The organism is Brevibacterium sanguinis, from assembly GCF_003315415.1.
Classification (GTDB): domain Bacteria; phylum Actinomycetota; class Actinomycetes; order Actinomycetales; family Brevibacteriaceae; genus Brevibacterium; species Brevibacterium celere_A.
Genome location: NZ_QNSB01000005.1, coordinates 291886 through 308832, shown reverse-complemented (window position 1 = coordinate 308832; position 16947 = coordinate 291886). Strand labels below are relative to the sequence as shown.

Here is a 16947-nt window from a genome sequence, read left to right as displayed (position 1 = left end):
CACCGCTCGTCGCGAGCATCTTCGAAGAAAGGACCACAATGGGAATTCTTGAGGGAAAGCGCATCCTCGTCACCGGTGTGCTGACCGAGGCCTCGATCGCCTTCGCAGCCGCCCGCATCGCCCAGGAGCAGGGAGCCGAGGTCATCCTCTCGAGCTTCGGCCGGCAGATGAAGATCACACAGGTCATCGCCGAGCGCCTCCCGACCACCCCGCGGGTGATCGAGCTCGACGCGACCAACGAGGACGACCTCGCCGCCCTGCCCGAACGCCTCGAGGGCAACATCGACGGCATCGTCCACGCGATCGCCTTCGCCCCGAAGGACGCCCTGGGCGGCGTGTTCCTCGACACCCCGTGGGAGTCGGTCTCCGCCGCGATCCACGTCTCGGCCTACTCCCTCAAGGCGATCACCGTCGCCGCCAAGCCCGTCCTCAACCCGGGCGCCGGCGTCGTGGGACTGACCTTCGACGCGACGATCTCCTGGCCCGTCTACGACTGGATGGGCGTGGCCAAGGCCGCCTTCGAGTCGACCGCCCGGTACCTGGCGAAGTACGTCGGCGAGGACGGCGTGCGCGTCAACCTCGTCTCCGCGGGCCCGCTGAAGACGACCGCGGCGACCTCGATCCCCGGCTTCGGCACGCTCGAGGACATGTGGGGCGAACGCGCTCCTCTCGGCTGGGACCAGAAGGACACGACTCCCGCCGGCAAGGCGATCGTCGCGCTCCTCTCCGACTGGTTCCCGGCGACCACGGGTGAGATGGTCCACGTCGACGGCGGCTTCCACTCCACCGGCGCCTGATCTCCTGCCACCGAAGGAGTACGTGATGCCTGTGCTCATCCTGGCCCGCCACGCGAAGGCGGAGGACGACGGTCCGACCGACGCCGAACGCACGCTCGATGCGAAGGGCCTGGCGCAGGCCGTCGAGGCCGGAGCCGAGATCGCCGAGCGCTGGTCACCCGACGTGGCCATCGCCTCGGCGGCCCGGCGCACCGTGCAGACGGGTCAGGCCGTCGTCGAGGCCGTCAACGCCCACCACGGGGACTCGGCCGAGACGGGTCTGCGCCTGCGGCTCGACGAGTCCCTCTACCAGGGCGGGGTCGAGGACTGGCTCGACGCGATCCGCTCGATCCCGACCGGGTCCCGCTGCGCCTACATCGTCGGTCACCAGCCCGCCGTCGCCGAGGTGATCGGCCGCCTGTGCCCCGGCTTCGGCGTCCCGGAGTCGTTCCGGCCCTCGTCGATCGCCGTGTTCGACCTCCCCGACTGGGACGTCGAGCCCGGAGCGTACCCGCAGCCGCAGCTGCGGTACTTCCACGGCGTCTGAACCGCGCGCGGACCGCCTGCCCGGACCACCGGCTCAGAGCAGGCTGAGGACCTCACGCAGGTCACGGTCGACGACGACCGCGTCGGCCGCCTCGGCGAGCGCGGGCTTCGCGCAGAACGCGACGCCGAGGCCCGCCGCGCGGATCATGCCGATGTCATTGGCCCCGTCGCCGACCGCCACGGTCGCGGCGGGGTCGCACTCGTAGGCGGACACGAGCTCCGCGAAGATCGCCGCCTTCGCACCGGGGTCGATGACCCGGCCGCGGGTGCGGCCGGTGAGCCGTCCGCGATCGATCTCGAAGCTGTTGGCGAAGACGTCGGTGATCCCGACCTCGGTGGCCAGCGGGGCGATGACCTCGGTGAACCCTCCCGAGACCAGGGCGACGCGCCCGCCTCCGGCGCTCACCGCCGCGACGAGCTCCCGGGCCCCGGTCGTCAGGGTGATCTCCTCGCGCACCTCGTCGAGCACGCTCACCGGCAGCCCCGCCAGCAGGCCGACGCGCTCGGCCAGGGAGGCCGCGAAGTCCAGCTCACCGGCCATCGCCCGCTCCGTGATCGCGGCGACCTCGTCGCCGACCCCGGCGTGATCGGCGATGAGGTCGATGACCTCCTCGTTGATGAAGGTCGAGTCGACGTCCATGACCAGCAGCTGTGTTCTCATCTCGTTCACTCCCTCATCGTAGCCACAGCCGTGATGTAGTCGGCGGCGGCCGGGTGGAGTCGGGACAGGAGGGCGCCGAACTCCGGCGGCGCGACCGTGGCGGGGGCGAGCACCGTGCGCATCCGGTCGTGGATGTCGAGGGCCGCATGGATCGCCCGGCCGTCGGCGCTGCGGGGGATGAGCTTCGAGAGAGGGTGGCTCGTGCTCAGCTCCTCCTGCCAGTCCCGCCACGGGCCCGAGCGCCACGCCTCGGGCACCTCGACGGTCTCGACGATGCCCAGACCCTCCATGACGAGCAGACGCAGGCGGCGCAGGGCCTCGGCGGGAGTGCCCACCGTGACCGGGCGGTACACGGCGTCCGCGCACCCGATGACCTCGACGTTCTCCTCGGCGCCGAGGAGGACGACCGCGATCTGCCGCTCACCTCGGTGGAGGATGACGGGAGCGGAGTGCCGGCCCACCCGGAGCCGGTGCTCCTTGGCCACGGGAGGAGTCGTGTGCGGCAGCGAGGGGTGGTGCAGCGCGAGACGGGCGTGCGTGACGCCGTGCCGGGCGATCTCCGCGGCGAAGAGGAGCAGGCCCGTGGGCGGGGCGGAGGAGAAGACGTCGTCGGCGACGATGAGGGGAACATCACGTCCGTCGTCGAGGAAGGCCGACGAGACCTCGTCGGGGGCCATCGTCGCGCGCAGCCGGTGATTGAGCGCGAGGGTGAGCAGGAAGGCGTCGAGTGTGAAGTCCATGTCGAACCAGGATAGCCGTGCGCGCCTGCGCTAGAGTGTGGAGCCATGAGCGATGTCCTGACTGTGGAATCCGTGACCGTGCGCCGAGGGGCCAACCACCTCCTGAGGGACTTCTCCCTCACCGTCTCCGAGGGCCAGCACTGGGTCGTCCTCGGACCCAACGGCGCCGGCAAGACGACTCTGCTCGAGCTCGCCGCCGGTCGGATGCACCCGACGTCGGGGACGGTCGGCATCCTCGAGGAGCGGCTGGGCCGCGTCGACGTGTTCGAGCTGCGCCCGCGCATCGGCTACGCCTCGACGGCGCTGGCCAACCGGATCCCCACCTCCGAGGCCGTCCTCGACACCGTGCTCACCGCCGCCTACGGAGTCACCGGGCGCTGGGCCGAGCGCTACGACGACACCGACATCGAGCGCGCCAGGGATCTCCTCGCCGCGTTCGCCATCACCCACCTCGCCGACCGCACCTTCGGCACCCTGTCCGAGGGCGAGCGCAAGCGCGTCCAGATCGCCCGTGCGTTGATGACCGACCCGGAGCTGCTGCTCCTCGACGAACCGGCCTCCGGCCTCGACCTCGGCGGGCGGGAGGAGCTGCTCACGGCGCTGACCGAGATCCTCGGCTCGAAATGGGCCCCGGCGACGATCATGGTCACCCACCACGTCGAGGAGATCCCCGTCGGCATCACCCATGCCCTGCTGCTCAGGGAGGGCGCGGCCGTCGCCGCCGGGCCCCTCGACGAGACCCTGACCGCGGAGAACCTGTCGGCGACCTTCGACATCGACGTCAAGCTCAGCCGCGACGGCGCGCGCTTCCACGCCCGATCGCAGCTGCAGTGATGGAATGGTGGCAGATCGCGCTCATCGTCCTCGCGGGCGTCGGCGCCGGTGGGATCAACGCCGTCGTCGGCTCCGGAACCCTCATCACCTTCCCCGCGCTCGTCGCCTTCGGGGTCCCGCCCGTCGTCGCGACGATGAGCAACGCGGTCGGGCTCATCCCCGGCAACATCGCCTCCTCCTTCGGCTACCGCGAGGAGCTGCGCGGACAGTGGCGGCGGATCCTCGGGTTCGTCCCCGCCTCCATCCTCGGCTCCCTGACCGGGGCGTATCTGCTCCTCCACCTGCCCGAGGACGCATTCGAGACGATCGTGCCGGTGCTCCTCGTCGTCGCGCTCATCATGGTCGTCGGACAGCCGGCGCTCTCGCGCCACCTCAAGGAGAGGTCGCTGCGGCGGGCGCAGGCGAGCGGAACCGAGGCCAAGGTCGCCGAGGTGGGCGATCCCCTCGGGGCCGGACGCTACACCCTCACGCTCGTCGTCGTGTTCCTCACCGCGATCTACGGCGGCTACTTCGCCGCCGCCCAGGGCATCATCCTCATCGCCCTGCTCGGACTCCTCCTGCCCGACGACCTCCAGCGCCTCAACGGGCTCAAGAACGTCCTCGTCCTCGTCGTCAACACGGTCTCGGCGTCGACGTACATCATCGTCGGCCATGACCGGATCAACTGGATCGCCGTCGTGTGCGTGGCCGTGGGATCCCTCATCGGCGGGTACTTCGGGGCGCGGATCGGGCGGAAGTTCTCACCGGTCCTCCTGCGCACGATCATCGTCCTCCTCGGCCTCGTGGCGATCTGGAGGATCCTCACCCTATGAGGTCCCGCCGTCCCAGGCTCCGCTGGTCGACCGGGTCGAGCAGGAGGACGCGATGAACACCCCGGCCAAGGCACCCCTGACCCGCGCCGAGGTCATCGAGCGCGCCGTCGCCCGCGGCATCGGGGCCGAGCGGCTCCACTTCTTCGACGCCGAGGCGGTGGAGGCGTCCGGCTCGTCCGCCGGGTCCGGGACATCCGGTCCGGCCGCCGGGTCCGGGACGTCCGGTCCGGCCGCCGCGCCGGGTCTGCGCGACTACACGCAGCTCACCGACGTCGCCCTGCGCAGCGTCAGGGAACCCGCCGAGGGACTGTTCATCGCCGAGTCCTCGAAGATCATCCGCCGCGCCCACGCGGCAGGACTGAGGGTGCGCTCCTATCTGACGAGCCCCAAATGGCTCTTCGACCTCGCCGACCTCATCGCCCTGGACGAGGCGCCGATCCACATCGGCACCGACGCCGCCGTCGAGGCGCTGACCGGGTTCCACCTCCACCGCGGGGCGCTGGCGGCGATGCACCGGCCGGTCCTCCCTCCCGTCGCCGACCTCGTCGCCGACGCCCGGCGGATCGTCGTCATCGAGGACGTCGTCGACCACACGAACGTCGGCGCGATCTTCCGCTCGGCCGCCGCCTTCGGCGTCGACGCGGTGCTCGTGACGCCGAGGTGCGCCGACCCTCTCTACCGTCGCTCCGTGCGGGTGTCGATGGGCACCGTGTTCCAGGTGCCGTGGACCCGGATCGCGGACTGGCCGGGGGACGTCTCGCTCCTGCGGGACCTCGGGTTCCATGTCGCGGCGCTGGCCCTCGACGAGGACTCCGTGTCGATCCAGGAGTTCGCGGTCGCGGCTCCCGAGCGGTGCGCGATCGTCCTCGGCACCGAGGGCGACGGGCTGAGGCGCTCGACGATCGCCGCGTGCGATTCGACGGTGATGATCCCGATGAGCGGGGGAGTGGACTCGCTCAACGTCGCCGCCGCCTCGGCGGTCACCTGCTTCGCCCTGCAGCCGGCCGGGGGCTGAGGCCTCTGCGTCAGTGGCGGAGGCTACCGTGGGATCATGGACGACTCAGTGGAGCTGTACACGACTCAGGACGGTGAAACTTCGCTTCGGGTTCGCACCGATGCCGAAACAGTCTGGTTGACCAGACATCAACTGGCCACCCTTTTCGGGCGCGATGTGAAGACGATCGGCAAGCACATCTCCAACGCCTTGCGAGAAGAACTCGAAGGAGAGGCAACTGTCGCAAATTTTGCGACAGTTCAACGTGAGGGGGAGCGTACCGTCACTCGGCAGGTCGAGCACTACAACCTCGACCTGATCATCTCTGTCGGATATCGAGTGAAATCCCCGGAGGGCGTTCGCTTCCGAAAGTGGGCGACAACAGTTCTGCGCCGTTACCTCATCGACGGTGCGGCACTCAATGAACGGCGTCTGGCCGAGATCGGCAAGATCGTCCGGGTGCTTGGTCGTTCGAACGACGAATTGGTCGCAGGTGTCGCCGATGTGCTGTCCGGGTATCTGCCCGGGTTGACGATGCTTCGAGATTTCGACGAAGGACACATCGAAGTGACGCCTGCGAGCACCCCGGAACGGGGTGCTCGATAATTCCCGGGGAAACCCCAGGGTCGCCAACAACGCTCTCGCGGCGATCACTCTCATGGTCGCCATGAGCGACCCGCAGGAGAAGGATCTCATGATCGCCCTCATCGTCCGGATGATCACGGCGACGGGCTGACACGATGGGCCGACCTCATTCGTCGCCGCCTGGTTGTGAGCCGGCCAGGTGCCTGGCAGAGTGAGGGCATGTTCGACGACTTCAGCGCTGAAACGGTTGATGCCGGCAGACTGAGGTTCTTCGTCCGTCACTGTGGCGAGGGACCGGCCGTCCTGCTGCTGCACGGACACCCTCGCACCTCGGCCACCTGGCATCTTGTCGCTCCGCGGCTCGTCGAGCAGGGATTCACGGTGGTATGCGCCGACCTACCCGGTTACGGGAGGTCCGGCAAAAAGCAGCAGCGACTCCGACTGGGTCGCGCCCGATCGAGTAGGACCGGCCGTCGGCCGGATGCGGTTATGGGAAGATGAGTGCGCTGAGACTTCACCCCTGACCGAGGAGACCATTGGACCGCAGCCGGCTTGCCCACCACCTGGAACGCGCGCGCATCACGGGGGAGGTGGCGACACCGCGGGAGAACAACCTCGCGCACATCCACCGATTCCTGGCCGGCGAGCGACAGTTCGACTTCGGCGTCGAGCTCACCCGTGAATGGGACTACGAGTCCGTCTTCGCCCTCATGGTCGACCGTGCGGGTCTGCGCCCGGAGGCCGACTACTCCGACGGCGTCGACACCATCTCCACTGATCGCTGCCTCGACGCCCTCGAGCTGCTCGCCGCTGCCGTCGGCGAGACCGCGCGGGCCGGAGGCCGGATCCTCTTCGCCACGGGCCATCCGGCGGGTCTGCTCCCCGTCCACATGGCGCTTGCCGCGGCCGCCGAGGACCAGGGGGCGAACATCGTGCGACAGGACTCGGTGATCCCGGTCCCCGACATCGGCGGGGACTGCCGTGAGATCAACCGCGTGTGGATCTGGCATCTGCACGGCGGCACGCCGCACACCCACCTCGGCGAACCCATGCATGCCCTCCTCGACGACCTCGAGGCCCGGGACCGCGCCGTCCCCGACCTCGTCGTCGCCGATCACGGCTGGGCCGGAGCGGCGTCGAGCAGGGGACTGCGCGCCTTCGGCTACGCCGACTGCAACGACCCTGCCCTCTTCGTCGCCGAGGCGCAGGGGCAGCTCGAGGCGACGATCCCCCTCGACGACGACGTCGCCCCCTACCTCTACGAGCCGATGATCGCCTTCCTCCTCGACCGGGCCGGCTTCAGCCGGTCGGAACCGAGCGCCGCACTCAGCTGATCTCGGTCGCGAGTCCCTCGACCACCTCGGCGCCGGGAAGGGAGGAGAGGGCCGCTCCCGAGAGGAGGAGCTTCGAGCCGCGGATGCCGGAGCCGATGATGACCTCGCTCGCCGAGGCGACCCGGGAGTCGATGAGGACCCGGTAGTCGGCGGGCAGGCCGATCGGTCCGATCCCTCCGTACTCCATTCCGGAGTCCCCGACCGCCCGGTCCATGGGCAGGAACGACGCCTTGCGGACGTCGAGGAGCTTCTTCACCCGCTTGTTGACATCGGCACGGGTGTGGGCGAGGACGAGGCACGCCGCGACTCTCTCCTCACCGCCACGGCTGCCCGCGACGAGCACGCAGTTGGCCGAGGTCTCCGGTCCCAGCCCGGTGGCGTCGAGCAGGGCGGCGGTGTCGGCGATGACGGGATCGATCGCGAACACCTCCACCTCCCCGTCGAGCGCGGGCAGGGCCTGGGCGGTGGCCGGAGCCATGAGCTCCGGGGCATCGGCTGCGGGACGCAGCGTGAAGTGGGTCGAGAGCCGGTCCTTCGTTCTCATGTGCGTTGTGTCCATGGCCACAGTCTAGGAGCGTGGCGCCGAATCGCTTCCCGCGCGTCCATCGGATAGACTGGACTGTCGGTTCGCGTCCGGTTCCTACGGCGCGAAACGTGTCCAGCAGACGAATTCGGGCACTGGCGGATGGGTCGACCCATACCAGGCGCCTGAGCGGATTCAGCAAAGGTAAGCATATGAAGAAGGACATCCACCCGGAATACGGGCCGATCGTGTTCAACGACCTGGCCTCCGGAACCAAGTTCCTCACGCGCTCGACCGCGAAGAGCGACAAGACGATCGAATGGGAAGACGGCAACACCTACCCCGTGATCGACGTCGAGATCTCGAGCGCCTCGCACCCGTTCTACACCGGAAAGCAGCGCATCCTCGACTCGGCCGGTCGCGTCGAGAAGTTCAAGGACCGCTACAAGGGCTTCGGCAAGCGCTGAGCCCCCGCGGTCCCCGACCGCACATCCGTTCCACGCGAACTGCCCCGCACTCCTCGAGTCCGGGGCAGTTCGTCATTCACCGGTGTGCGCACCGGGCCACGGCCCGGTGGGTCACCTCGCGATTCTCAGGGGTTCGTCGACGGTGACGACCACCTCGGACGAGGGCGCGGTCCGTGCGGCGGGGTGGAAGAGGGACGCGACGCCGGTGGCGTTGTCGAGGCAGGCGGCGATGCCGTGGGCGACCTGCTCCTTGGCGGCGACGACGGCCTCCCTGATGCTCATCCCCGTCGCGATGCCGGCGGCGATCGACGAGGCGAAGGAGCAGCCGGCGCCGTTGACGAGCTTCTCGTGGACCTTGGGCGAGTGCAGGGTCGTCACGGTCTCGCCGTCGAAGAGGATGTCGATCGCGTCGTCGCCGGCCAGGCGTGCTCCGCCCTTGACGACGACGTTCTGGGCGCCCTGAGCGTGGATGATCCTCGCGGCCTCGATCATGCCCTCCACGGAGTCGATCGGGTCGAGTCCGGCCAGGGTCGCGGCCTCCTCGAGGTTCGGGGTGATGACCGTGGCCAGGGGGACGAGGTTCTCGACGAACAGGTCCTTGAGGTCGACCATCGTTCCCGCGCCCTTGCACACGAGCACGGGATCGAAGACGTAGGGCAGCTCGTTGCTCCGCAGCTTCTCGGCCAGGACGAGGGCGGAGTCGACGGACCCGAGCATTCCCGACTTGATGGCGTCGAACTCGTGGACGGACAGCGTCGACTCGAGCTGCCGGGTGACGACCTCGGGGGCGATGAACTCGAGCACATGGCTGTAGCTCTCATTCGGATCGAAGGTGACGATGCAGGTGACGACGGCGGTGCCGAACGCCCCGTACTCCTCGAACATCTTCAGGTCGGCTTCGAGCCCGGCTCCGCCGGAGACGTCGGATCCGGCGATGGTGAGCACTTTGGCGGTCATGGGGGTCCTTTCGAGATTGTGTGACGACGACGAGTCTACGTCGGATCAGCACCGGGCGAGGCCGGCATCGCCGCGCCCGCATAGCCGTGCTGGCGCCACGCCTCGTAGACGGCGATCGACGCGGAGTTCGCGAGGTTGAGCGAGCGCCTCGACGGCAGCATCGGGATCCGCACCCTGAGGTCGACATGCCCATCGGCGATGACCTCCTCGGGCAGACCCGTCGATTCCCGGCCGAAGAGGAGGACATCGCCGTCCCGGTACTCCACCTCGGCGAAGGAGTCCTCGGTGTGCGTCGTGAACGCGATGACCCTCCGCTCGCCGAGGCTCTCCCAGAGGTCGGTCAGGCGTGCGTGGACGGTGACGTCGGCGAGGTCGTGGTAGTCGAGGCCCGCCCGCCGCAGCTTCGCATCCGAGAGGTCGAAACCGAGGGGCTCGACGAGGTGGAGGTGAGCCCCGGTGACAGCGGCCAGACGGATCGCGTTGCCGGTGTTGCCCGGGATCTCAGGGGTGTGGAAGACGATGTCGATGTTCATATGGGTGCCATTGTCTCACTCCAGCATGATCTGCTCGAACGTCGTGGCCGAGTGGATGTGCACGGCCTCGTACCCGCCCTCGTCGGTGACGAACCTGTGCGGAGTCCAGGCCTCGACGACGAGGATCTGCCCGGCGTGGGCATGGATCTCACGCAGTTCGCCGACGCGATCGGAGGGACGCTTCAGGGGAGCGGCTCCCACGGTGAAGGTCGCCCCGCCTCGGCGGATGACGAAGGTCTCCGCATACGGGTGGAGGTGGAGGCGCGGGCCCCGGCCGCCTTCCCTCGTCGACTCCATGATCAGGGAGATCCCCGGTCCGCCCGGGAGCTCGGTGTAGTTCTCCGCCCACTCCTCGCCGTCGCTGCGACCGGAGGGGCGATCGATGACGTGCGCGCTCATGGCCGTTCCTCCTCGCCGAGGCGGGGCCCGCGCACGAGCAGGTAGCCCTGCCGTGTGCTCTCGGGGTACTGACCGTGCCCGTCGGGCTCCCTCTCGACGCGCGCCGAGGCGGTGAACCCGTGGGCGGCCAGGCGGGAGGCCACCTCGTCGAGCGATCGGCGGTGGAAGTCGAGGTCGACGGGAATGCCGGCGAGTTCGCTGAAATGCTCGACCTGCCGGCCGGCGGCGAGGCTGCCGGGGCCTTCGAGCTCGGATGCGGCGGCCGGGATCGACGGGAGCTGGAAGGCGAGCTGGAACCAGCCTCCGGGCCTGAGCACGCGCGCGACCTCGGAGAAGACCTCGTCGAGCTCCTCATCCGGGACGTGGATGATCGAATACCAGGAGACGACGCCGGCGAGGCTGGAATCGGCGCAGCGCAGGGAGGTCATCGACCCGACGGTGAAGTCGATGCCGGGGTGGTGCCGCCGGGCGAGCTCGATCATGGAGGGGGAGAGGTCGAGGCCCCCGGCGTCGAGCCCGAGGGCTGCGAGGAACGCCGTGACCCGTCCCGGGCCGCAGCCGATCTCGAGGGTCGGCCCGCCGCCGGCGGCGAGGACGAGCTCGGAGAACGCCCCGAGGAGCGCCCGGTCGTAGGGCTTGGCGGCGAGTTCGTTCGCGATCCACGCCGTGTACTCGGCGGCGATCGCATCGTAGGAGGCGCGGGTGGCGCTCCGGTGCGCGGGAGCCGTGTCATCGGTCATGTCACCAGCGTACGACGGCCGCCGAGCTCCGACCCGGCCCGCGCGAGCGGACCTTGCCGCAGTCCACCGACTGTGCTCAACTGGCAGAACCTGCACTGTGCACGATTCATCGACGTGATGCGAGGCGGTGACATTGGACTGGGACTGGCTGGTGCTGCTCGACGCGCACGACTACACGATCGCCCGGGAGGTGATCCTCCGCGGGGTCGCCGCCGTGTTCCTCCTGGCCTTCCTGTCGACGTTCTGCCAGTTCCCGGCCCTCCTCGGCGATCGCGGGCTCCTGCCGGCGCGGGTGTTCATCGGCCGCACGAGCGCCCGCTGGTCGCCGAGCCTCTTCCGCTGGCGGCGCACCCCCTACAGCGACCGACTGCTGCGCATCGTGTGCGGACTCGGGATGGCCCTGGCCGCCTCGGTGGTCGTGGGCCTGCCGCAGGCGGGGCCGGCCTGGGCTCCGATCCCGGTGTTCCTCGCGATGTGGGGGCTCTATCTGTCGATCGTGAGCATCGGGCAGCGGTTCTACGGTTTCGGCTGGGAGTCGATGCTCCTCGAAGCCGGTTTCGTCGTCGGCTTCCTCGGTTCGCACGAGGTCGCCCCGCCGCTGCTCATCCTCCTCTTCCTCCGCTGGCTGATGTTCCGCCTCGAGTTCGGGGCGGGGATGATCAAGATGCGCGGCGACTCCTCCTGGCGCGACCTCACGGCGATGAACCACCACCATCAGACCCAGCCGATGCCCAATCCGATCAGCCGCTGGGCCCACCTCAAGCCGCAGTGGTGGCACAAGGCCGAGACGCTGGGCAGCCACATCATCCAGCTCGGCATGCCCTGGCTGCTGTTCCTCCCGCAGCCGATCGCCTCCTTCGCCGCGGGACTGATCATCGTCAGCCAGCTGGCGCTCGTCATCACGGGCAACTACGCGTGGCTCAACTGGCTGACGATCATCCTCGCGTTCTGCGGGATCAGCGACTCGTTCCTCCGCTGGCTCGGCGGCGGGCCGTTCCCCGGGTGGGGGTGGGAGGGACTGCTCGGCGATGGGACCGCGACCGGTGCACCCTCCGGACCCTCTCCTCTGTGGTGGCTGATCCTCACGACGGGGGTGTTCCTCGTCCTCGTCTCCCTCAGCAGACGCCCGCTGCTCAACCTCTTCTCCTCGCACCAGCTGATGAACGCGAGCTTCAACCGGTGGCACCTCGTCAACGCCTACGGGGCGTTCGGGTCGATGAGCGAGCAGCGGCGCGAGGTGATCATCGAAGGCACCCTGAGCGAACGACCCCAGGAGGAGGACTGGCACGCGTTCGAGTTCAAGGGCAAGCCGGGCGACGTCTCGCGGATGCCCCGGCAGTTCGCCCCCTATCATCTCCGGCTCGACTGGATGATGTGGTTCCTCGCCCTCGGCGACTGGGGAGAGGAGTGGTTCGTCCGCCTGCTCCGGAAGCTCCTCTCCGGCGACCCGGCGGTGCGCCGACTGCTGCGCATCGATCCCTTCGACGGCCGGGCGCCGACGATGATCCGCGTGCGCGTCTTCGACTACCGCTTCTCCACGAAGGAGGAGAAGCGCGAGACGGGGCAGTGGTGGGTCCGCGAGGAGATCGGCATCCTCGTGCCGCCGAGGCGTCACCTCTGACGTCGTCCCCGCGGGGACGTGGGGAGGGGGACGGCATGTCACCGGCGTCCCCGCGGGGACAAACATTGACCTCCCTGCGGGGACGTGAATGGGTGTCCGGGCCCGGGAACCGCAGCGATTCGAACGTCATCGATCATCCCTTCTGTCTCCCGACGTTTCATGTCAGTGCCGAATCCTAAAGTGAGGGCAAGGTCGGAGGAAGCGCCCGCGGCGTCGGTCGCGACCGGCATTCGCGGCCGGAGGCGTGAGGGAGTGGGAGGACGGTGCGAGTCATGGATGCCGATGTCATCAGCGCGGATGTGCCAGCCGATGAGACGTTCGGTGGGGCGATGTTCGCCGGGGAGATCGCCGAGGCGGTGCGCTCGGGCCCGTCGGATGCCGGGACGCCGGACGGCGGGGACTGCAGCGGCGACGCCGATCGCGGCGAATTCCGGGAGCGGAGCCCCGCCGATCTCAGCCCCGACGAGCTGGTCGAGGACATCCGTCGCACCATCGGATGTATCGCCCACTGCCATGCCCGGGTCATCGCCCTCATCGACGAGGTCGATCGCCGGGACCTGTGGGCGCAGTGGGTGGGAGTGACGTCCCTGGCCAACTGGGTCATGCACGTCGCGGCGGTGAGTCCCCACACGGCCAGGGAGTACGTCCGGGTGATGACGGCGCTGCGCGAGATGCCGCAGGTGAAGGAGAGCCTCGTCGAGGGCAACGTCAGCTATTCGAAGGTGCGCGAGGTCACCCGATTGGTCGGTCGGATCCCCGATGAGGACGCGCTGCGGCTGGCCGAGCACGCCACCGGCAGCCAGATCGGGGTGGTCGTGCGCAACTACCGCCAGCTCAGCGCCGCCGATGACAGCGGTGAGCTCCCGAGACTGCTGCCGAGGGACTCCGTGACCGTCCGCGGAACGGAACCGGGGCGGGCGCGGGTGACGGTCGACTTGGCGGAGGATGAGGCCGCAGAGCTCGTCACGATGCTCGAGGCCGCACGCCATACCCTCGAGCAGCACTCGGATGAGGACGCCGAGGAGCCGCGGGAGCAGATCTCCCAGGTCCAGTGCCTCATGGAGATCGTCCGGGCCTTCCCCCGAGCGGTTCCTGCCGGCAGCATGAAGGCCGATCGGGCGCGCATGCTCATCCACGTCTCCGCCGAGACGCTCGTCGGACCGACGGCGTCCAGCCCGTCCGCCGTCGGGTCATCTGCGCGCCCCACGACCGAAGCGCCCGGCGTGACGACGGTCGTGGCGTCCGCCCAGACGACGGGCGCGGCGAGGACCGAAGCGTCCGTCGAGGTCAAGGACGTCCCCGAGGCAGCCGAGGTCCAGGACGTCCCCGAGGCGGCGGCTGAGGTCCAGGACGTCCCCGCGGGGACGCCGGAGCCAATCGAGCGGGAACACCCCGCCGGCCCGACAGGATCGCGGCCCGACGAGACGGACACCACCTGCCGGATCGACGGGTTCGGCGGCATCGGCGCGGCCACCGCCCAGCGACTGCTCTGCGAAGCCCTCATCGCCGGGGTGGTCAAGGGCGGGGCCGGCGACGTCCTCGCGCTCGGCCGCTCGAAGCGCCTGGTGAGCGGACGGCAGCGCCGGGCCCTGAGCGCGCGGGACATCGGCTGCCAGTTCCCCGGCTGCCGCACGCGCAGGCGCTGCGACGCCCACCACATCCGTCCCTGGTCCCAGGGCGGGACGACCGATCTCGACAACCTCATCCTGCTCTGCCGCACCCACCACACCGCGGTCCATGAGCACGGCCTGACGATCCGGCGGACCCCGGCACCGTTCGCCGGGCGGCTGCGCGGTGCCCCGGCCTTCGCCTTCTTCACTCCCGCCGGCGCCGAGCTGCTCCCACTCGGAGACGACTGGCGGGCACGGCAGGTGTTCGACACCGCGCGGGTGGTCGAACGCGCCGAGGCGGCGACGCTCGAGGCGGATCCGAGCATTCGCGGAGGAGGCTGGGGCTTCAGGCTGGCGAATTGTCTCGCATGGATGTTCGAAGCGGAGTGGCGACACGCCCGAGAATCCGAAATCGCCGCCTAAATCTTGCCTATTTCGAACACTAGTTCGATAATGGAGACATGTCTGCAGTGCCACTCGTCGAACAGCTCAGCCGGGAGATGGGGATCTCCACGGCCACGGCTCTGTTCCATGGGCACGCACCCAGGCCGGTGCACCCGGTGCTGGCGCCGCTCTTCCGCCGCGGCGGCCTTCCCCGGGGCGAGATCGTCACCATGACGGGGGCACAGTCGCTGAGCTGCGCACTCGCCGCCATCGCCGAGGCGACCACGGAGCAGAGATGGTGCGCGGGGATCGGACTGGGTGAGCCCGCCGTGTCCTCCATCGCGGACCTCGGCGTCGATCTCGACCACTTCGTCAACGTCGCCACCCCCGCCCAGGACTGGCTGCGGGTCGCCTCGATCCTCATCGAATCCTTCGACATCCTCGTCGTCGATCCCGGCTACCTGCCCAGTGCGGGTGAGCAGGCCCGCCTGCTGGCGAAGGTGCGCGAACGCAGGATCAGCTTCATCAGTCTGGCGCCGGCGAAGGGGAGCACGGAGCACATCGAGATCACCGAGGCTCGCTGGTCGGGCACCGAGCACGGTCGCGGTCGGCTGCGCTCCTGCCGGGTCACGGCCCGCTCCCAAACCGGGGTCCACCGGTTCCTGCTGCCCGGTCCCGACGGCACCCCCGCCGAGGTGCCCGCCCCCGTCACGATGCCCGCTCTCGCCGAGGTGCCCGCTCCCGCCGAGGTGCGCACCTCCGTCGCCCGGATGAGATCGGTGATCCGCAGTGTCGGCTGACTCCGAGCGGACCCTGGTCCTCACCGTTCCCGACTGGTCGGCGGTGGCGGCCGCCGCCGACCTCGATCTGGATCCTCGCACCCCGGTGGTGGTCCTCCACCGGGGCCGGGTGATCGCCGCCGACGCCTTCGCCCGGGCCGCGGGAGTCATCCTCGGCATCGGCAAGCGAGCGGCTCAGCTGCGCTGCCCCGAGGCTCGCGTGGTGGCCTGGGACGAAGAGGCGGACAATCGTCACTTCTCAGCGGGCGTCGGTGCGCTGGAGGGACTCGTCGCCCGGTTCACCCTGCTCAGCCCCGGCACCCTCACGATTCCCCTGAGCTCGCTCCGCCACGGCTACCCCGATGAGCCGAGCGCTGTGGAGGCGCTGGTCTCCGCCCTCGTGTCCGCGACCGGCTGGGAGTTCTTCCCCGGCATCGCCGACACGGTCTTCGCGGCAGTGCTCGCCGCTCGGCAGGCGCGGCGGGTCGAGCCGGGGGCGACGCGGCGGTTCCTCGCCGCCCAGCCGATCGACACCCTCGAATACGCCGGAGCGGAGTACTCCGAGCTCATCGACGTCTTCGACCACCTGGGGCTGCGGACGCTCGGCGATCTGGCCGCTCTCGACGCGCAGGACGTCACCTCGCGCTTCGGGGAACTGGGCAGACGCGCCCACGGACTGGCGGCCGGACGCGGCCGCACACCCCTGAGCGACCATGTCCGGTCCGAGCAGTTCGCGGTCGCACGCGGCCTCGACGCCCCGACCACGCGCAGCGACACCCTGGGATTCCTCACTCGGCAGCTCGCCGCCGAACTGCTCGCCACGGTCCGCCGTCACGGCCTCGTGTGCACGCAGATCACGATCGAGCTCAGAGCCGTCGGCGGGCAGTCCTCGGTGCGGACCTGGCGGATCGACGACATGAACGAGAACACCATCGCCGACCGCCTCCGCTGGCAGGCCGAGGGCTGGCTGGCCGCCGGCCCCGGAGGACCCCGTCCCGGAGGAAAGGGGTCCACGAGCACCGGGGGAACGCGGCCCGCGAGCACCGAAGCCGATTACGACCTGCCCGATGCCGGTCCGGACCCCGAGGACTTCAGCGAAGAGGGCATCATCGCCCTGAGCCTGGCCGCCGCGGAGCTGACGACGGCCATCGGGGCCACGAAGAGCCTCTTCGACGAGAACACCGGGCAGGTCACCCACACCCTCGAGAGGCTGCAGGGCCTGTTCGGCCCGGACGCGGTGCTCGTCCCCGCCCTCCAGGGCGGGTGGGACCCGGCCGAGACGAACCTGTGGACGCCGTGGCAGCAGACCGCGACGCCCGAGCGCAACCCCCGTGCCCCCTGGCCCGGCGCCCTGGGCGCACCCCGGCCCACCACGGTCGAGCACCTGCCCGTCGACGTCCTCGCCCCCGACGGACGCCAGGTGGGAGCCCGCCCGGCAGGCCTCGAGGCCGAACCCCGGGCGATCCGGTTCCCGGCCGGGGACACCGAGGCGATCGTCGACTACTCCGGCTCCTGGCCCCTCGAATCCGGATGGTGGGACCCCGAGCACTCGACCTACCGAACCCGCCTGCAGGTCGTCACCGAGTCCGGTCGCGCCCTGCTGCTGAGCAAGGAGAACGGCCAATGGTACCTCACGGGACGGTACTGCTGAG

Annotated in this window: 21 protein-coding genes; 14 read left to right on the top strand and 7 right to left on the bottom strand. The window is 69.7% G+C overall.

All coding sequences use genetic code 11. The features are described from left to right. Window positions 1–38: 38 nt before the first annotated feature. On the top strand, window positions 39–797 hold the full coding sequence (fabI, locus tag DFO65_RS09620) for an enoyl-ACP reductase FabI (protein WP_113904195.1): 759 nt from the start codon (window positions 39–41) through the stop codon (window positions 795–797). 25 nt (window positions 798–822) lie between these two features. Continuing rightward, window positions 823–1323, top strand: a complete 501-nt coding sequence (locus DFO65_RS09615; RefSeq protein WP_113904194.1) for a SixA phosphatase family protein — start codon at window positions 823–825, stop codon at window positions 1321–1323. 33 nt (window positions 1324–1356) lie between these two features. Here DFO65_RS09615 and serB read toward each other — a convergent pair whose 3' ends face one another. Both serB and DFO65_RS09605 read right to left on the bottom strand, forming a co-directional pair. Further along, window positions 1357–1983: a phosphoserine phosphatase SerB gene (serB, locus tag DFO65_RS09610; RefSeq protein WP_113904265.1), complete on the bottom strand. Its 627-nt coding sequence runs from the start codon at window positions 1981–1983 to the stop codon at window positions 1357–1359. Window positions 1984–1988: 5 nt separating this feature from the next. Next, entirely contained in the window at window positions 1989–2723 is a 735-nt protein-coding gene (locus tag DFO65_RS09605) for a hypothetical protein (protein WP_113904193.1), read from the bottom strand. Between the two features lie 45 nt (window positions 2724–2768). Between DFO65_RS09605 and DFO65_RS09600 the strand changes: the two genes are divergently transcribed. The 7 genes from DFO65_RS09600 to DFO65_RS09575 all read left to right on the top strand — a co-directional run bounded on the left by DFO65_RS09600 (window position 2769) and on the right by DFO65_RS09575 (window position 7282). Continuing rightward, window positions 2769–3557 carry an ABC transporter ATP-binding protein gene (locus DFO65_RS09600; RefSeq protein ID WP_113904192.1) on the top strand — a complete coding sequence of 263 codons (789 nt, stop codon included), beginning with the start codon at window positions 2769–2771 and terminating at the stop codon, window positions 3555–3557. Then, window positions 3557–4369, top strand: a complete 813-nt coding sequence (locus tag DFO65_RS09595; RefSeq protein ID WP_113904191.1) for a sulfite exporter TauE/SafE family protein — start codon at window positions 3557–3559, stop codon at window positions 4367–4369. The genes DFO65_RS09600 and DFO65_RS09595 overlap by 1 nt, the downstream gene beginning before the upstream one ends. Window positions 4370–4421: 52 nt before the next feature. After that, on the top strand, window positions 4422–5384 hold the full coding sequence (locus tag DFO65_RS09590) for a TrmH family RNA methyltransferase (protein WP_113904190.1): 963 nt from the start codon (window positions 4422–4424) through the stop codon (window positions 5382–5384). A 36-nt stretch (window positions 5385–5420) separates the two neighbouring features. After that, window positions 5421–5969, top strand: a complete 549-nt coding sequence (locus tag DFO65_RS09585) for a virulence RhuM family protein (RefSeq protein ID WP_220151280.1) — start codon at window positions 5421–5423, stop codon at window positions 5967–5969. After that, window positions 5959–6099 (top strand): hypothetical protein, encoded by a 141-nt coding sequence (locus DFO65_RS17185; protein WP_220151281.1) that lies wholly within the window; start codon window positions 5959–5961, stop codon window positions 6097–6099. Before DFO65_RS09585 ends, DFO65_RS17185 begins: the two co-directional genes overlap by 11 nt. Window positions 6100–6167: 68 nt before the next feature. Beyond that, entirely contained in the window at window positions 6168–6449 is a 282-nt protein-coding gene (locus tag DFO65_RS09580) for an alpha/beta fold hydrolase (protein WP_220151282.1), read from the top strand. A 35-nt stretch (window positions 6450–6484) separates the two neighbouring features. Continuing rightward, on the top strand, window positions 6485–7282 hold the full coding sequence (locus tag DFO65_RS09575; protein ID WP_113904189.1) for a phosphatase: 798 nt from the start codon (window positions 6485–6487) through the stop codon (window positions 7280–7282). Here DFO65_RS09575 and DFO65_RS09570 read toward each other — a convergent pair. Continuing rightward, window positions 7275–7841, bottom strand: a complete 567-nt coding sequence (locus tag DFO65_RS09570) for a YbaK/EbsC family protein (RefSeq protein WP_245940589.1) — start codon at window positions 7839–7841, stop codon at window positions 7275–7277. The two genes, DFO65_RS09575 and DFO65_RS09570, sit on opposite strands and share 8 nt — an antisense overlap. Before the next feature lie 176 nt (window positions 7842–8017). Here DFO65_RS09570 and DFO65_RS09565 point away from each other — a divergent pair, with 176 nt between their 5' ends. Then, window positions 8018–8272 carry a type B 50S ribosomal protein L31 gene (locus DFO65_RS09565; RefSeq protein ID WP_113904187.1) on the top strand — a complete coding sequence of 85 codons (255 nt, stop codon included), beginning with the start codon at window positions 8018–8020 and terminating at the stop codon, window positions 8270–8272. 111 nt (window positions 8273–8383) lie between these two features. Here DFO65_RS09565 and DFO65_RS09560 read toward each other — a convergent pair whose 3' ends face one another. From DFO65_RS09560 to DFO65_RS09545, 4 genes are read right to left on the bottom strand one after another with little or no spacing between them, the layout of a single operon-like run. Beyond that, window positions 8384–9229, bottom strand: a complete 846-nt coding sequence (locus DFO65_RS09560; RefSeq protein WP_113904186.1) for a PfkB family carbohydrate kinase — start codon at window positions 9227–9229, stop codon at window positions 8384–8386. Between the two features lie 35 nt (window positions 9230–9264). Further along, window positions 9265–9762 carry a tRNA (cytidine(34)-2'-O)-methyltransferase gene (locus DFO65_RS09555; RefSeq protein ID WP_113904185.1) on the bottom strand — a complete coding sequence of 166 codons (498 nt, stop codon included), beginning with the start codon at window positions 9760–9762 and terminating at the stop codon, window positions 9265–9267. 15 nt (window positions 9763–9777) lie between these two features. Then, entirely contained in the window at window positions 9778–10161 is a 384-nt protein-coding gene (locus DFO65_RS09550) for a cupin domain-containing protein (RefSeq protein ID WP_113904184.1), read from the bottom strand. Beyond that, window positions 10158–10901, bottom strand: a complete 744-nt coding sequence (locus DFO65_RS09545; RefSeq protein WP_113904183.1) for a class I SAM-dependent DNA methyltransferase — start codon at window positions 10899–10901, stop codon at window positions 10158–10160. The genes DFO65_RS09550 and DFO65_RS09545 overlap by 4 nt, the downstream gene beginning before the upstream one ends. A gap of 133 nt (window positions 10902–11034) precedes the next feature. Between DFO65_RS09545 and DFO65_RS09540 the strand changes: the two genes are divergently transcribed. From DFO65_RS09540 to DFO65_RS09525, 4 genes are all read left to right on the top strand, one after another. Further along, window positions 11035–12522: a lipase maturation factor family protein gene (locus DFO65_RS09540; RefSeq protein WP_113904182.1), complete on the top strand. Its 1488-nt coding sequence runs from the start codon at window positions 11035–11037 to the stop codon at window positions 12520–12522. A gap of 272 nt (window positions 12523–12794) precedes the next feature. Then, window positions 12795–14555 (top strand): HNH endonuclease signature motif containing protein, encoded by a 1761-nt coding sequence (locus tag DFO65_RS09535; RefSeq protein ID WP_113904181.1) that lies wholly within the window; start codon window positions 12795–12797, stop codon window positions 14553–14555. Between the two features lie 38 nt (window positions 14556–14593). Then, on the top strand, window positions 14594–15316 hold the full coding sequence (locus DFO65_RS09530; RefSeq protein WP_245940587.1) for a DNA recombination/repair protein RecA: 723 nt from the start codon (window positions 14594–14596) through the stop codon (window positions 15314–15316). Beyond that, a complete protein-coding gene (locus tag DFO65_RS09525; protein ID WP_113904180.1) occupies window positions 15306–16946 on the top strand; it encodes a DNA polymerase Y family protein in 1641 nt (546 codons plus the stop codon). Before DFO65_RS09530 ends, DFO65_RS09525 begins: the two co-directional genes overlap by 11 nt. Window position 16947: the final 1 nt, after the last annotated feature.

What these genes read in the sequence shown, in the direction of transcription:
- fabI (WP_113904195.1), top strand. Translation starts at nt 39, where the DNA reads ATGGGAATTCTTGAGGGAAAGCGCATCCTCGTCACCGGTGTGCTGACC.
- DFO65_RS09615 (WP_113904194.1), top strand. Translation starts at nt 823, where the DNA reads ATGCCTGTGCTCATCCTGGCCCGCCACGCGAAGGCGGAGGACGACGGT.
- serB (WP_113904265.1), bottom strand. Translation starts at nt 1,983, where the DNA reads ATGAGAACACAGCTGCTGGTCATGGACGTCGACTCGACCTTCATCAAC.
- DFO65_RS09605 (WP_113904193.1), bottom strand. Translation starts at nt 2,723, where the DNA reads ATGGACTTCACACTCGACGCCTTCCTGCTCACCCTCGCGCTCAATCAC.
- DFO65_RS09600 (WP_113904192.1), top strand. Translation starts at nt 2,769, where the DNA reads ATGAGCGATGTCCTGACTGTGGAATCCGTGACCGTGCGCCGAGGGGCC.
- DFO65_RS09595 (WP_113904191.1), top strand. Translation starts at nt 3,557, where the DNA reads ATGGAATGGTGGCAGATCGCGCTCATCGTCCTCGCGGGCGTCGGCGCC.
- DFO65_RS09590 (WP_113904190.1), top strand. Translation starts at nt 4,422, where the DNA reads ATGAACACCCCGGCCAAGGCACCCCTGACCCGCGCCGAGGTCATCGAG.
- DFO65_RS09585 (WP_220151280.1), top strand. Translation starts at nt 5,421, where the DNA reads ATGGACGACTCAGTGGAGCTGTACACGACTCAGGACGGTGAAACTTCG.
- DFO65_RS09580 (WP_220151282.1), top strand. Translation starts at nt 6,168, where the DNA reads ATGTTCGACGACTTCAGCGCTGAAACGGTTGATGCCGGCAGACTGAGG.
- DFO65_RS09570 (WP_245940589.1), bottom strand. Translation starts at nt 7,841, where the DNA reads ATGGACACAACGCACATGAGAACGAAGGACCGGCTCTCGACCCACTTC.
- DFO65_RS09565 (WP_113904187.1), top strand. Translation starts at nt 8,018, where the DNA reads ATGAAGAAGGACATCCACCCGGAATACGGGCCGATCGTGTTCAACGAC.
- DFO65_RS09560 (WP_113904186.1), bottom strand. Translation starts at nt 9,229, where the DNA reads ATGACCGCCAAAGTGCTCACCATCGCCGGATCCGACGTCTCCGGCGGA.
- DFO65_RS09555 (WP_113904185.1), bottom strand. Translation starts at nt 9,762, where the DNA reads ATGAACATCGACATCGTCTTCCACACCCCTGAGATCCCGGGCAACACC.
- DFO65_RS09550 (WP_113904184.1), bottom strand. Translation starts at nt 10,161, where the DNA reads ATGAGCGCGCACGTCATCGATCGCCCCTCCGGTCGCAGCGACGGCGAG.
- DFO65_RS09545 (WP_113904183.1), bottom strand. Translation starts at nt 10,901, where the DNA reads ATGACCGATGACACGGCTCCCGCGCACCGGAGCGCCACCCGCGCCTCC.
- DFO65_RS09535 (WP_113904181.1), top strand. Translation starts at nt 12,795, where the DNA reads ATGGATGCCGATGTCATCAGCGCGGATGTGCCAGCCGATGAGACGTTC.
- DFO65_RS09530 (WP_245940587.1), top strand. Translation starts at nt 14,594, where the DNA reads ATGTCTGCAGTGCCACTCGTCGAACAGCTCAGCCGGGAGATGGGGATC.